Source organism: Leifsonia sp. PS1209 (assembly GCF_012317045.1).
Taxonomy (GTDB): Bacteria; Actinomycetota; Actinomycetes; order Actinomycetales; family Microbacteriaceae; genus Leifsonia.
The window spans coordinates 3,924,517-3,940,863 of sequence record NZ_CP051154.1 but is presented as its reverse complement, the minus strand read 5'-3'; the positions used below and the strand labels follow the sequence as shown (position 1 = coordinate 3,940,863).

The window sequence follows — 16,347 nt, the reverse complement described above, 5'->3', positions numbered from 1 at the left end:
CGAAGGACACCCAAAACGCGTGCATACGCGACCGATAGCGCGAGTGAGCGGCTGAGTTCGGGGGCGTCGCGAGCGCAATACTTGGCGCAGCGCCGGCGAATGCGGCTACCGCGCCGTCATCGGAACCCGTTCCGATCACCCCGGCGCTCATCGCTCAGGCGGCTTCTGAGCTGCAGGCAGGCGGCGTGCCACATGAGACAGTGGTTCACGACGGGGCAACTTTCTTCGGTGACGCCTGCCGCTGCCGCCCCAGATGAGGAGTCACCTAGTTCTTCGTCGATTCCATCGGTGCCGTCGATGGATGCGGGAGGTGAGCCGGATACGTCGGCGTCAGCGCCGGCGGGCTCGTTCAAGGATGCGCCACCTGTCGGTCTTCCTGAGTCCCCGCCTGCGCCTGAGCCGGTGCAGGGTGCAAAACCGGACCTCTCCGAGTTCGCTGATGGCGACCAGCAGGTGGTGGATCGAGACGAGTTCTCGACCACCTACGAGGGCCCGGATGACTCCCTGGTGTCGGCGATTTCGCCCACGCCAGTGAACGTGAAAGCCGACGACGGTGCGTGGGTGCCCATCCAAACCGATCTGTCAACGACAGGGCCGCTGTCCTGGTTGGGCCAGGGCGGCGCGGAAGTGCAGCAGCACCCGCTCAAACCGGAGTTCGCCGAACACGCGGACGATGCGAAGCTGCTCACGATGTCGCGTGGTGATGACACCGTGACGTTCAGTCTGGATGGCGCAGCGCACAGTGTGCTCGAGCGTGATTTGGCGCCGTGGTCGGAGGAGAAGAATCACCTCGAGTACAAGCACGTGTTCGACAACGTCGACCTGACCTACGACGTGGACACCGCCGGGGTGAAGGAGCTGTTCCGCGTCGCGAAGAAGCTCGACAAGGACCCGACGTGGACGTGGGTCGTTGACGCGCCGGGGCTGACGGCAAAGCTGGACGAGCGGGGCGGAGTCGTGTTCGAGGACGCGACGGGCACGGACGTGTTCCAGGTGCCAGCGCCGACGATGTGGGACTCGTCGGACGTCGACGGCAAGAAAGCGGCAGCCGTCGGTTCTGTCAAGCTTGCCGTTTCGCAGGCTGGTGACCGGTTCAAGCTGAAGGTCACTCCGGATGCGGCCTGGCTCAACGATGCCGCGCGTCAGTACCCGGTGTTCGTCGATCCGACGACGTCCTCAGCTATGAATGATGCGGAGCTGGCGTTCAAGTCGAATGGTCCGACGAACACGAACCAGGGTGTGTTCATCGGCAACTCGAACAACGGCGGCATGTGGCGCACCCAGGTTCACTACAACTACGAGCAGTTCTTCGGCAAGCAGATCCTCGACGCGGCGATCGTCGCTTCAAACCCGGTGTCCGGCGACAGCAGCACTGGCACATTCGCGGGCGGCGTCTACTATGCTCCCTGCTTCGGCTACAGCTGCGTCGGCGACAGTCTCGCGTCCCTCTCGGTCGGCGCTTCGGGTGGCCAGTCCACCGGGACTGCTTTGGGAGCGCGGATCGCGTCGTGGGTGCGCGCGGGCACGACCGGTGCGTACATGACCATCACCGGTGACGAGACTGCAGGCAAATTCACTTACAAGCAGATCCAGACAGCGCTGTATGTCGCGTGGAAGGACTACCCGCTCCCCGGTACCCTCACGTCGCCGTCACCGGCGAACGGTGGGAAGAGCTCGCTGACGCCGACTCTGAAGATTGCAGGGTCGACGGACCCGGGCGGGGCTGGTCTTGCGTACCAGTTCGTTGTCTCCGAGAACGTCAACCCGGACTTCAATGTGGTCAACGACATCCTCTGGATCGGCGCCCCGCAGACGCAGATCCCGCAAACGAAGTTGAAGGCGAACACGAAGTATTACTGGCGGGTGAATATCAAGGACGGGTACAACGGTGTCCTCGGGTCCTCGACCGTGCGCGGCAGCGCCATCTGGTCGTTCACGACCGGCAATATGACGTCCCCGAACCGGGACACTGCCAGTCCGGGCGACGGAGCGGTGGTCACGAATCTGACCCCGGAGCTGTCGATCGACAAGGTCACTGGCGCCGCCGGTGGTGCGGTGAAGTATTGGTACCGGATCACGACCGGATCGGACGGGGTGAGCGGGCAGATCGCGAACTCGGGCTGGGTGGACAGCACGTCCTGGACCCCGCCCGCCGGAACGTTGCAGGATGGCTCCATCTACTGGTGGGGGGTCCTGATCAAGGACGGCACCACCGAGTATCAGCCCTGGTGGACGAACAAGATGACCGTCAACCTCCGCATCGGCGACGCGGGCCCGGCTCCGACAGACAAGGTCGGACCGGCGACGGTGAACATGGCCAACGGCAACATGGGTCTCTCGTTCTCGTCGCCGACGGTATCGACGCTGGGCGGCCCGATGGGGATGTCGTTCAACTACAACACGTTGAAGCCTTCCAACCGCGGGTTGAAGGGGGAGTACTTCGACGTAACCCCCGCCGCCGGCGCATCCCCGGACTACAGCTTCACCGGGAAGTCACCGGTGATGGTGCGCACGGACCCGGCAATCAACTTCGACTGGAAGAACGGCTCACCGGGCCCCGCCCTGAAGAACGACTACTTCCTGGTCCGCTGGTCCGGGTTCCTCACCCCGGACGCCCCCGGCAGCTACCAGTTCTCCGCCCTGCAGGATGACGGCGTCCGGGCGTGGATCCAGAACACCGTCATCATCGACAAATGGAACGCACCCAGCACGACTCCTGTCTGGGACAAGCCGGCGATCGCGCTCAACGGCTCGAGCGTCGCCTTCCAACTCCAGTATCAGGAGGTCGTCGCGGGCGCTTATGTGACGTTGATGGCGAAGAAGGACGGGGGCGCACCGTTCGAGGTGCCTGCCAGCTGGTTCACGCTCACACCGGAGATCCTTCCAGCCGGCTGGGCCGCGTCCACCCCGGTCGCCGGGTCCGCTGGCGCGTTCTCGAAGGCGAAAGTCACCGAGACGGGCGTCACCTTCACCGACTCCACCGGTGGTGTGCACGTGTTCAGCAAAACGAACACCGGGTACACCCCGCCCGCAGGTGAGGCCGGCATCGTCGCTCTCGACGCGGACAACCAGGTGTCGTTCACCACCTCCGACGGCAGCATCTACTCGTTCAACGAAGCCGGAGACGTCACCACCGTCTCCAGCCCTGTCGACGCGAAGAAGTCCGCCGCCCCGATCAGCTCGTACCGGGCAGGGTCCAGCCGGATTGATCGGATCAGTGACCCGCTGTCCAAGGTCGCCGGCTCATCGCCAGCCAAATACGACCGCGAAGTCGTGTTCGCCTACGGCGGCGACACCGCCGCATCGGTCGGACTGACCAGCGCGGACACCAACTCGTCCCTCGCCTGCCCACAGGTCACCGACAGTGCAGGTACTGTCCTGTTCCCGCCCGCACCGGCAGGGATGCTCTGCGCGATCATCTACCCCGGACACGTCTCAGGGAAGCGCGACTACACCCGCCTGTTCTACAACACGTCCAGCGCAAACGCTGCAAAGCTGATGCGCATCGACGACCCCGGAAGCGAAATCACCAGCTTCGGCTACGCAGCAAACGGCCTCATGAGCGCGGTACGCGACGCGGCCGCGAACGACTGGTACACGGTCAACCCAGGCAGCGCGCTCCGGGCAGCAGACTACGCCTCGATCTCCTACGACACCTCCAACAGGATCGCCAAAATCGTCCTCCCCGCCGGCGACGGAGTCACCGTCAACGCGCGCACCGCCACCAGCTACGTCTACGGCGACAACGTCACCTACGCCGACGCGAACGGACAAACCGTGCCCAACGTGGCACCGTCCAACGGGCATTCAGCCACCGTCACCTTCGACGACTCCCTCCGCCAACTGTCACGAACATCCGCACTCGGCAACACCGCAAACACACGGTGGCAAGCCAAAGACCCCAACAACCCTGCAGACAAGACCATCGAGAAGGACCTCGTCTGGTCGGAGACCGACGCCCGCGGGTTCATGTCGACCAAGCTCTACAACGAGCAAGACCGCCTCACAGACACGTACGGCCCCGCACCCGCATCCTGTTTCGGAGCCGACCGGAAACCACTGGCGTCATGCCCGATCAAACCCGGACACACCCACACCGACTACGACACCGGCCGACAAGGCCTCGCCATGGCCACCTGGGACAACAAACAATGGGCCGGCGCCCCCAAGGCCTACCGGCTCGGTATCGACCCCGCCGGGTCCGGAAAAATGACGGCCGACTGGGGCACAGGAAGCCCCACCCCGGAAATCACCGCCGACGGCTGGACCGCCCGCCTCACCGGCCTCATCACCATCCCCGCCACCGGAACATGGGAGATCCAAACCAAGGTGGACGACGCCGTCAAGGTCTGGGTCGACAACATCCTCTACATCGATGACCCCATCAACGGCCCACTGCACGCCAGGCAAGCTACGCTGCCGACCTCGCTGAACGGCCGAACCGTACCCGTTCGGATCGACATCCTCGAAGACCGCGGATCGGCCGGATTCCAGCTGCTCTGGCGTAACGCTGCCGTCGCAACCTCCACATTCGACTGGGTCAAAGACAGCTCTCTGAAACCCGACTACGGCTACGCCACCCAAACCACCGTCGACGAGTCCATCCCCGCCGGCGTCACCGGCGCAGCAGCCCTCCCCGCGGTCACCACGACTGACTACGGTACGGCACCCTGGCTCGGCCAACCCATCGCCACCACCGTCGACCCGGCCGGACTGAACCTCCGCACCGAAGCCACCTACGAAACCGCCGGCGCCGGATACCTCCGCCCCCTCAGCAGCAGGCTGCCAGCCGCAACCGCCGCAGGCCACCCCGCCGCCACCGCCGGCACCACCTCCCAGTACTACACCGACGCCGGCGGATACGGCACGCAGCTCAGCCTGACCACCGCGGTGTGCGGCCTCCCGCTCACAACACCCCAGTACGGGACGCTTAAATCCACCACCGGCCCGACACCGGCGGTCGGCTCCGCGATCGTCACAACAGTCATCCACGACCTGCTCGGGCGTACCGTCGCCAGCAAACGCAGCGGCGACGCCGACTGGACCTGCACCAGCTACGACCTCCGCAGCCGAATCACGAAGGTCACCTATCCCGCCTACGGCAGCAACCCCGCACGCACCGTCACGACGACGTTTGGGAAGGGAACCGACCCCACTCTCACCACCGTCACCGATCCCGCGGGCACCATCACCACCCGAACCGACTATCTCGGCCGACAGACCGAGTACACCGACGTGTGGGGGGTGAAGACCGTCAACACCTGGAACCACCTCACCCAAATCACCAAATCAGTCAGCACCATGCCCGACGGGACCACAACCTCCACCCGCGGATATACCTACGACCTCGACGGGCGTCTCCTCACCGTCCTCGACAACGGCGCCACCATCGCCATCAACACCTACCAAGGATCGCAGCTCGCATCCGTCGCCTACCCGGCCGGGCCTGGCAACGCAGGCAACGGCACCGCCCTGTCACAAATCCGCACCAACCTCGCCGGTGCCACCACCGGTATGACCTGGGACTTCGGCGACCAAGCACCCATCACCGAAGACGTCGTCCGATCACAAACCGGCCGCATCCTCACCAACACCCTCGCCGACGGCACAACCACCAGCAAGTCCGCGTACTCCTATGATGCCGCCGGACGCCTCATCGCCGCAACCATCCCCAGGCACAAGCTCACCTACCAATACGCTGCCACCAGCGGGTGCGGGGTGAACACAATGGCCGGCCTCAGCGGCAACCGCACCGGATACACCGACAGCCTCGACGGCGCCACACCCACCACCATCACCTCCTGCTACGACCACGCCGACCGACTCACCGGAACCCGAGTCACCAACCGGCAGATCGACGCGAACCCGATCAATGGGGCCAACCTCTCCACAACCACCGGAGCACCCACCCCAGCTGACCAAGCCACGCTCTACCCGGGGGTCCCCGCCGTCTCACTGTCCTATGACGCACACGGCAACACCGTCCGCCTCGCAGACCAAGTCATCAGCTACGACGCCGCCGACCGACACACCAGCACAACACTTCCCGACGGCACGAAAGTCACCTACACACGGGACGCCACCAACCGCATCGTGCAACGCACAACCAAGGACAGCGCAGGGATCGAGACCACGATCCTCTTCGGATTCACCGGTTCGAGCGCACCATCGTTCATACTCGACAAAGCACGGATGCTTACGACCTATCAAATGGCGCTTCCCGGCGGAGCGACCACACTCACCACAGCAGGCGGAGCCCGGACATGGTCCTATCCGAATCTGCATGGTGATATCGTCGCCGCCGCGGACCAAGCGGGCTTCAGATCGCGGAGCTCAAATACTTACGATCCGTTCGGTCAACCGATGGACCCAGCATCTGGAGCTATCGGCAGCGCAAGCGCGGATGACGCGGTAGCCAATAGCCTGGCCAACGATCTGGACAACGCTTGGCTGGGCGGGGCCCAAAAAATGTTCGAACACCTGGGGAGTGTCGCGACCATCGAGATGGGAGCTCGGCAATACGTCCCGGCGCTCGGTCGCTTCCTAGAGGTCGACCCCGTGACCGGTGGCAACCCAACCGACTATGCTTACCCACTTGATCCGTTAAACAGCTTCGACCTATCCGGAGAGTTCGGAAGCGGATTCAGGCTGAGTGATGGAGGCAACACTCCTATTCGCGGCAGCAAGACGCAGTCGCCCTTCAGCCCAACTGTGATCGGCTGGTCACAAGGCCCATTCAATTCGCTCGGCGTTCGCGCCCGATTGGCGGCAGACTTGCTGCCACTAAATCTACTGAACCCCCTGACGACGCAGATCAAAACCGCTGCAATGTGGAGCCATGTCACCGATCAGGTCCAGAGTTGGGCGCTTGAGCCCGACGGCGGCCAACTTACGGCGAGAGTGCTGTCAAATGCATCGGGTCTGTTCTCCATTGCCGGTCCACTCGTCAGCGAATTCGGTGGCGAAATCGGGGCGCTCGCTGGTCCGCTCTTCGACATAGCCGCGGTCGTTTCTGGAGCGAGCTCTCTTGCAATTAGCTGTATGGCATTCGCAGCCGGAAACACATGCCGAGCTGGGGCGTTCGGCGTTGACGGTTTCCCGGGGAAACCGAGAATCCCTGGTAAGCATGAATTGTTTCCGTCGTACCACTGACAACGTGGCCAGCACAGGAGGAAAACTACATGGGGTCCGCGCAAAGATGGACGCTCCATCTCGCCGCACTTGCGGTCGGGATACCCGCGCTTGCACGCTCGATCGTCGATACCATCAACGGTCGAAACCCACTCTCAGCGTGGCTGATCGCCCTCATTGTCGTCCTAGTGATCGTCGCGATCATTTACATCGGATCTGGCCTCTACTCGGCGGCACAAGTGAGGACCGTCCGCGATCAGTACCCCGGTACTCAGTTGTACCCGTTCTCAGCAGACAGCGTCGTCTGGAACGAGTTAGCATCCGAGCACCGCATGGCGTGGATGCCCCCCCTCGGTGTTCTTCAACTTGATGGAGACGAAATGCGGGTCTGGCGAGGAACCGGATACCCGCAACTAGTAGCAACGATCCCATATACCTCGATGACCTCGGTCGAGGTTCGTCGCGTTCGGGGCGGCCTTCGGAGACGGCGGAAACTGGTTCTAAACCTCAAAAGCAATCCCCATGTATCAGTAGCCCTCACGATCATCCACTCCCGCTCACTAATCGCGCGACCTGCCGCAAAGCCAGCCGTCGACTCGCTTGTTGCTCAGCTTCAGCGACAAACCAGGCCTGAAATTCGGTAGCCACGGCAAGCGGAATACTCCCAAACTGCGCCGCTCCGAAGTTCTCGAATCTAGCCGCAGCTCCCGCGCAATATATTTTATACGGAATCATGCGGCAGCCGACGTGAAGGCGAAGGTGGCGAAGAGTCCGACGCCGGAGAGCCACCGAAGAAGCATCGCGTTCGCCACCGGACGGGCGTGAAACAGTTCAGGTCACCATCAATTCCGGTCGATCTTCCGTTTGCCATCATTGCTCTTGTCGGCGGATTCTCAATGGTCGTCGTCGCAATGCGATAGCGCTGGGGCTGGGATGGAATCACCACCATCGCCATCAGTCACGTCGCCGCCGACAGGCCGGTCCGCACCGCCCCTTGCGACCACAACAAACACGCTTACACATATGCGACGGTGACGAGCGGTCTCCACCCTGCCGGCTGGACAATTACCAAGACTCGCCATGTCCCACACCGAGGCATAAACACCCTATTCATAGATAGCCGATAATAATGATTATGTCAGTTTGTATCGTGTGTATTAGCAATATTTGCAGGTGCACGCTCCCTCAGGACCTCTGCGATCAAGGCGAGCAGCTCTTCTGAATCATGGTGATCGTTGGGTTCAACGCGTAACTCCCACAATGATGGCCACTAGCCCGATGGCGATCGCGAAAGCCCCCACCGAGCCGAGGTAAACGCCGCTGAACATCCAGGTCGGTGCGCGACTCGATGAGGACGAACGGTGTACGAGCCCTTCAATACGCGAGCGAAGAACAATGGTCGCGATGCCAATCAGGACCAACAACAGACCGAGGATAACGGCGAGTACCGAGAACACGTTACGAACCGCCTAGGTGTTGAATGAGCGACACAACCCCGAACGTGAGCATGGCTGCCCCCAAGAGCGCAATTGCAACCCCGGTGACGCCAGCCCAAAAAGGCGTCTGCAGCAGACCGAGCGAATTTCCGCGGTCATCGCCGAGCGCGGACTTTTCGGAAGAAACGATCCAGTCTCTCAATTGTCTGCGAAAGACAACGATCAGAATGCCGCTCACTAAGACGAGCGGGCCGATGATCATGTTGGGAACAATAATCCCGGGATCTAGCAAGTGCATGTCACCAACCCCATCCGACGCCGCCACTGCACCCAAGGTTTAGTCCAGGTGAGTACCCTCCGCCACCATAGCCGAGCGGACCGTGCTCTTGAATCCCGCCTTCAACGTAAGCACCGACGGGTCCCAGTCCGGCCGAACAGTCACCGCCCATATACCAACCGGGCTCCGTCTCCGTGGTGAAGCCAATTTTATACTTGATTCCGGCCTCCGGTCCGACGCCCAGACCAACGCGACCGTGACCGTCTGCTCCGACGTCAACATTCACGCACGCCAGTGCGCACAAGCTCGCACCCGCGCCTACGCCCACCTTCTTCACCCACTCTGGCGCAGGCGGCTCGTGATTCAGAATCGCCTGTTTTCCATTGTATTTCGCAAGCAGCTCTGGCATGGAGTAGCTCGACAGCGGCCGCGTCGCACGATAGGACGATGCCTTGATTCCGCGGTTCACGTGAGGGGAATAGGCCGTCCTCGCGGTTGAGCCAACGATCGGCGTGGTCGTGCCGTAGTCCGATAAACGGAATGAGTAATTACCGGTGAGGTCATTGCTGTTGACGGGGTCGTTTGGGTAGGTGTAGTCGTTGGCGTTGCCCCCTGGGACGGGGTCGACGGAGAGGAAGAGGCCGAGGAGGGGCACGTACTGGCGTGCACCCATTTCGATGGTGTCGAGCCCGCCGAGGGTGAGCATGCCTTTACCGTGTTGTCCTTCGTATCCGTTGGACACGTTCGGGGTAGTTGTATTCGCGGGTCCGTTGGTGTCGGCGGTTGTGGTGCCGATGCACCCGGTGGCGGGGTCGATGGGGTCGCCGTATGGGTCGGTGAGGAAGATCCCGCCGACTCGCGTACCCGCAGCGTCCGCGGTTGCGATCACGTGCCCGCTGAGGCCGGCATACGACCACACCTGCGTACTCGACTGGATGGACACGCTGGCCCCGCCGGGGAGGCTGAGTGTCTGCTCCTGGACGTGGTTAGCGCTGGTGAGTGTGAACGCGGCCGCATCTCCCCCACCCGCGTAGGCGTAATTGGTAACGGTTGCGCTACCACCGGCCGGGGTTTGGGTGACGCTGATGATCCGGTCGGTTGCGTCTCTTTTGTAGACGATGGTGGTGCCGTCGGAGAGCGTGGTGTTCATGTGTCGGTTGGTGTCGTCGTAGGCCAGAGTCTCGGTCGCGAGCTTGGTGATGTTCCCGTGGCTGTCGTAGACCAGATTTGGGGTAGCCCCAGTGCTGGTGAGCGCAGTCCCGAGGACGATGTCGGGGCTGGTCGGCGCGCCGCTCACGGTGTCGGCGGTGAGTCTGTCCGTGTTGTCGTAGCAATACCCCATCGACAGGGTCGGATTCGGCGTGCTCGCACCAGGTGCGGTGGTGATGTCCGTCATCCCAGTCCGGTCACCGTCCGCGCCTGCGGTTGTGTTGGCACCGCAGCCGCCTGTCGCTGCATACGAGTAGGTGAGCTGGTTATACGGGACCTTCGCGGAGGTCAGCCTGCCCGCGCCGTCGTACCCGTATGTGGACGTGTACGTGGCTGCACCATCGACGATGGTGTCCTGCACAATCCGCCCCGTCTGCGATAGCACGTGGCTGTCGGAGAGAGTCGCCCCGCCAGCGAGACTCCATACCAGCGATGAGGCGGCGCCGGTTGGTGCGTAGCCGAGCGTTCCGGAGGTGCCGTTGCCGGCGTTGCCAGCCCCGGAGGGATAGGCAACGCCGGTGAGGACTCCGCCCGTGTAGGTATTCTGGGCGATCGTCTTGCTGTCCTCGGAGACGGTGAGGGCCTGCCCGTCACCGTTGTAGGTGTACGCCTCGGTGTGGGTGGTGCCGTCCGCGAGCTTCGCCGTGGCGGAGACGGTCTGCATAGCCTGGTTGTAGCTGGTGGTGGTCACGGTCCCGGACACGTCGGTATACGTGAGCCGTTGCCCGTCAATGCCGATGGTGCTGGTGATGGTTCCGGAGGCGTCGGACACGCTAGAGGTGAGGGGGTCACCGGTGGCGGTCCCGTCGGATGTGTACTTGTTGGTGACGGTCCGCGCGGGGGATCCGCCGAACGCGGGGAAGGTTTGGGATGCGATCCGGCCGCGGCTGTCGTAGGTGGTGCATGCCCAGGTGGTGTCACCGGGGTTCAGGGTTGCGGCGACGCGACCCATGACGTCGTACACATACTTCGCTGTCCGGGCCACCCCTGTGGCCGGTGTGGGACCGGTCGCTGATGCGGTCAAACCGTATTGCGGGGTGTTCACGGGTACCCCGCAGATCGGGCTGCTCACTCCGAGGGCGGTGCCGTAGGAAACCGTCGGGGTCGACGTTCCGCCGTAGTAGGCGGTCGTTGATTTCGTTGCCGCGCCGGCCGGTTTCGTCGACGTGAGTTGACGCAGATATCCGGTCCCGGGCGCTTCGGTTGTTGACGTGGATGTCAGGTTCAGTCCAGCCGAGTCGACGCTGGTGGAGGCGACCGTCCCGAACCAGGGGTTCGAGTATGTGGTCGCCGTGGACGCGGCGGGCACGTTGGCATTGCTGACCCCGGCCACGCCGGTCGGGGCGGAGTCGGCGGTGGAGGTCTTCGTCACGAGATTGTAGGCGGGTGAGAGGTCTGCGCCTGGGATGGCGACATTGTTCGCGGGGGCTGTGGGCAGCGCCGCCCCTGTCGTCCAGTCCAGCTCGAGGTGTGCTTGCGCAGTCATCTGCTGGTAGGCAAGCCGGATGCGTACCGTCTGACCGAGCGTCGCGGGGATCGTGTATCCGGCTGAGTAGCGGGCGGACCCGCCTCCCCAGGTGTTGATGACGAGTTTGTCGTTGACCCAGAGCATGGTCCCGTCGTCCGCGTACGTGTACAGGGTGTAGTTCGCGGTCGACGGGAAGGTCAGCAGGCCGGTGAATTGTGCGGTCCAGTTGATACCGGTCGACCCGCCGACGACGGTTCCGGTCGGGCCCGTGATGGGTGAGACGGTGGTGGAGGCGCCATTGGTGGTTCCCCAGTCGTGGCTGATTGCTCCGTTGTTCTCGGGGGTGGCGGGGGTGGAGGCTGCTGCGGGCACAGACAGCGAGTACGCGGCGGGCGGGCCGGCGAGGTTGCTGTTGTTGTACCAGGTCGCATTGAGGCCGTGCAGAGTGCCGTCGTACGTGGAGGTGCTGGTGGCGATCGCTGTCCCGTTCATGGCCGGGCAGGTTCCGGTCGGGATGGGCGCGTCCGCCGGGTCTGCCGTTCCGTTGGCGTCGAGAGTGGATGGGCCGAACGGGAGCGCTGCGGTGGCGCCGAAACAGGCGGCGGGTGCCGGACCATAGGTCGCTACGGCGCGGTCCTGGGTGTCGTAGACAGTGCTTGATTCGTGGCCTTGGGCATCCAGGGTGGCGAGGACGTTGTCGTGGCTGTTCCACAGTGTCTTGGAAATGAGCCCGGATGCGGTCGTTGACGTGGTCTTCTGTAGAGCCGTGTTGTAGGTGACTTTGAGCTCGTGACCTGGGCCACCGGCGGGTGGGGTGAGCCCTGCGACGTCGACGAACGAGATCCCGTCCTGGGTTGCTGTCGGCGCCGACGAGTACGTGTACGTCTTCGATGGTTGCGGGTCGCTGCCGAGCGCCGCGAGCTTCACGCTCGTCGCCCGCCCTGCCGTGTCGTAGCCGATTGCGGTGACGGGCCGCGGCGAGCTGGTGTGCAGGGCCGACCAATCCGTTTGCAACGAGGTGGACACGGCGCTGAGTAGATTCGATCCACCAACGGCCTGGTAGCTGAACAGGGTGAGCGCACCACCTGGGTTCAACACCCCGCCGAGTTGACCGGTGCTGGTGTACTCAAGTTGTGTCGTTGTCCCGTCGGGGTACACGATTGCGCACATCATCTGATCGGGTGCTGCTGCCCAGCCGGTCCCGGACGGCGTTTGGCAGACCGGTCCGGTGGCGGTGATACCCGCGTTCGCCGGGATGCCGAGGTTCGAGTACTGCTCCCCCTTGTAGGCGAAGTACGCGGCCCGCTGGTATGAGGGGGCGCTGGCGGTGCCGGTGTTGGAGAGCGGGTCGGACAGGCTGCGGAGCGCGTTGTCCAGGCTGCTGTTGCTGACATAGCTGGGGATCGGAGTGGCCGGTTTGCTGCCCGCATCTACCGGTGGGGTTGCGGAGGTGAGCTTCCCCGCCGTGTTGAACAGGTACACGGTGCCGTCCTCGGCGGTGAGGGTGAACGCTCCCGTTGTGTCGGTGGTCAGCGTGCTCCGCTCCCCCGCCGGCGGTGTGTACCCGCCCGCCCCGGCCGCTTTCGTGTACACATGGGTGCCGCCGGCGGAGTCCGTGACGGTGACTGAACTTCCACTGGTCTTCAAGGACACATACTGACCTGCCGCTCCGACGATCGGGGCGGATGCGGCCCACCCGTCCGGGAGCGGCGGGTTCGTGTGCGTGAACCAGTTCGCCGGGACCAGCTGCGGATTGGCCGGCGCGATGGTGCTCTCCACGGACAGGGACACCGAGGCTGCTCCGCTGCGCTGGAAGTAGTTCACCGTGATCGGCAGCGGTAACGGCACCGTCGCGCCGCCCAACTTTGCCGTCCCGTCGGCGGCGACAACAAGGACCTGCGAGGCCGCGGTCTCGAATTGCGGGGTTCCCTGCGCCTGGTGCGCTGTCCACTGATCGGTGATCACCGGTGTCGTATTTAGTGTGAGCTCAGCGCCATCGTCGCTTTGGAAGCCGAACGCGTACGAGCCCGCGGGCGGGTTGATGAACCCCGTCCATTGCACCTGATAGTTCGACTGGTTCACTCCTGGTGCTGGTGAATCGAGTTGACCCCAGTTGTCAGCGATCTGACTGTCCGTTTGTACCAACGCGACCTTCGCCCCCGCAGGCAGAGGGTTATACGAGGGAGTCAGATTGTTGGGATCGAGATTGTAGTAGTGGCTGATCAGACCAGCGTTCGACACCTGCTCAGAGTTGTAGGTCAGTTGGAAGCCCATCGGGCCGCCGACCGTGTTCACGGTTGGTGTGGGCACACTTGTGGAGGCGTTGCCGTTGGCGAGATTGACCGTGACGGGCCCGGCGGTGTCGGTGGGGGCTGGTCCGGATGTTGTGACTCGCCGGTTCACGACGATCCGCTGCACGCTTGCCGCCCAGTCGTCGTACACGTCGTTGACGACGAGCGACCAGGTGTACCCGGTGTTGTCTTGCAGGACGTTCGCGGGCACCGTCCAGGTCAGCACGCCGCCGACAGGAGTCAGCACCTGCGAAAGCACCACTTGCCCTGTTGCCCCGTCCTGCCCGGACGCGAGCCTCATCACATACTGCAACGGTTTGCCATTGGTTGCTGTGGCCGCCGGTGCGGTGAGCGTCGGTGTGGTTGTCGCGACCACTGAATTATCTGATGGTGTGGTCGCCCCGGCACCGGGTGTCGGATTCGTGCTGGTCTTCCACGAATAGATCGAACTCGACCCCGTCGTCCCGTACTGGTCTTGCACCGCTGCCTGCCAGTAATACGTAGCTCCCGGAGCGAGCATCCCGGGCGGCACCTGCACTTGCGAACTCGACGTCCATCCGGACTGCCACAACGGGCTCGACATGTTCGCGTTCGCCGACACCGAATACCATCGGTTCACCGGCGCCGAACCATTCGAGGTGTCCTGCGTCGTCGTCGTCGCCAACGTCGGCGTCGACGACCCAACCGCTCCACCCTGCGGGGACGACGACGTCGCCGCGAACCCGTTCGGGTCCGCGACGGAGACCGTCGACGCCGCGATGGTCGGCTTCGACTCATACGAGATAAACATCTGCAAGCCGAGCGACTTGTACGTGTACGCCCCAGGCGTTTCCTGGCCGGTCAACATCAAGTACGCGCCCGACGTGCGATTGTTCACCCACGTCGCGTACTGATTCGTCAGACGAGCATCGTTCGCGACACCGTAGCCTGAGGTTCCGGACGAGACAGTTATCGGTGACAGAGTGGTCCCCTGTCCGTTGAAACTCATCGCATTCGCCCAGAACACCCACGCATTCGTTGCGTCAGTGGAGCCGTCGCCGCCGTACCATTCCTCTAGGTTCACTCCGAGAACCTGATACCCGAAAAGCTGCTCATAGTTGAAGTGGGTGACCGTACGCCACATCGTGTCTCCGCTAGCTCGCGAATTTCCGACGTAGGCGACACCAGTCAACTGAGAGCCCGTGCTCTCATAAGAATGCGCGTCATCCGCGTAGGGGGAGGCCGTGGACGGGTCGACGAACACCGGATACACCCGGGACGGGTCGTTCAGCCACGTCGCGTCCGGGGTCAACGTCATCGTCCAGTCGTCATCGGACACCTGAGCCAAGGAGACGGGCACATTGGTCACAGCAGCCCCGGAGACGCCGGGGACGGCCGAAGAGTCGACCATCGCGGGAATCGGTGTGATGAACACAACATTGCCCAGGACGTCCGTGAAGGTAACGTCCCCGAACTGATCCCGGCCAAGCTGCAAGCCGGGTGCGTGTACTTTCCATGTCCATGACGGGTTGGCCTCAGTCGGAGCTTGGTTGAGAACCAACGTCTCCTTCACCTGGCCCGCCGTGACCTCATACGCGAGATCCTCACCAGCCGCGACGCCCGTGTACGCGACCGACGAGTCGGAATCGCCACCCGACGCCGTCCGATCGACTGCGCTCGCCCGCGTGGCGGGCCGCGGCTTCGCCCCCTCCAAACTGAAGGAGACCGTGTAGCTCGACGACGAGACCTGATAGTCACCGGACGACGAACCAGACGTCGCCGCGAACTTAGGCGCCAACGGGTGATCCGCAACCGCATACCCGCCACTCGACGTCTTCGTCGCCGTTGTGTTCACCGGAACCCACGAACCATCAGACCGCGACACATTCAACGGCTCCGTCGAGAACTGCGCCGTCTTCGTCGAATCCTGATTCTGATACACCGTCTCAAACTCAGACCGCGAAATTGGAGTCGAAGTATCCGGGTTGTATCCCGCAGCTCCCGACATCGTCTTCGTCGGATGAGGATCAGCCGGCGCACCCGGCAACTCTCCCTCGGCCCGCACCCCACCGCCCGCCGTCAACGGATCCCCCACGACTGGCGCGGCCGACTGGCTCGGCAGCGGACTGAGATCCCCTGCCGAAGTCTCAGTCGCTGAAGCAGCCGGCACCGTGAACGGCTGCACGGCTACCGCAACTGCGATCACCGATGCCGCAACGACGGACAAACACGCCCTAAACCAGTCCCCCGACTTCAACACGGCGCCTCAGCTCTCCGCCACCCCCGAGGCAGCAAAACTGAACATACTTGGGCAGCACAGCTGAACACACCATCCAAATAATGAGAAACCACACATATAAGCTTTCGCCCGCGTTCGAATAGTTGGCGCAGGAACATCCCCGCAGGCTAGGAATCTCCGGAAGAGTGCACCCGGAAGTGATAACCCCGTTATCCAGCCGTGTCGCCGCCAGCGTCCCGGGACCCCGCTAGGCCGAGCGACCTGGTCTCGCCACGCCCGCATTCCGTTTCAGAGGGATTTTCATTCACGTGCACCGT

3 protein-coding genes are annotated in these 16,347 nt (G+C 63.3%); 1 reads left to right on the top strand and 2 read right to left on the bottom strand.

The annotated features are described in order from the left end of the window. The first annotated feature begins 192 nt into the window (after nucleotides 1–192). On the top strand, nucleotides 193–7,152 hold the full coding sequence (locus tag HF024_RS18815) for a PA14 domain-containing protein (protein ID WP_168690617.1): 6,960 nt from the start codon (nucleotides 193–195) through the stop codon (nucleotides 7,150–7,152). Between the two features lie 1,437 nt (nucleotides 7,153–8,589). On the opposite strand, the gene HF024_RS18810 is transcribed toward HF024_RS18815, so the two are convergent. Both HF024_RS18810 and HF024_RS18805 read right to left on the bottom strand, forming a co-directional pair. Next, on the bottom strand, nucleotides 8,590–8,829 hold the full coding sequence (locus HF024_RS18810) for a hypothetical protein (protein WP_143465468.1): 240 nt from the start codon (nucleotides 8,827–8,829) through the stop codon (nucleotides 8,590–8,592). Between the two features lie 37 nt (nucleotides 8,830–8,866). Beyond that, on the bottom strand, nucleotides 8,867–15,733 hold the full coding sequence (locus tag HF024_RS18805; RefSeq protein WP_168690616.1) for a PA14 domain-containing protein: 6,867 nt from the start codon (nucleotides 15,731–15,733) through the stop codon (nucleotides 8,867–8,869). Nucleotides 15,734–16,347 lie beyond the last annotated feature (614 nt).

Coding starts and splice junctions, on each gene's coding strand:
- HF024_RS18815 (WP_168690617.1), top strand. CDS start 193: ATGAGACAGTGGTTCACGACGGGGCAACTTTCTTCGGTGACGCCTGCC.
- HF024_RS18810 (WP_143465468.1), bottom strand. CDS start 8,829: ATGATCATCGGCCCGCTCGTCTTAGTGAGCGGCATTCTGATCGTTGTC.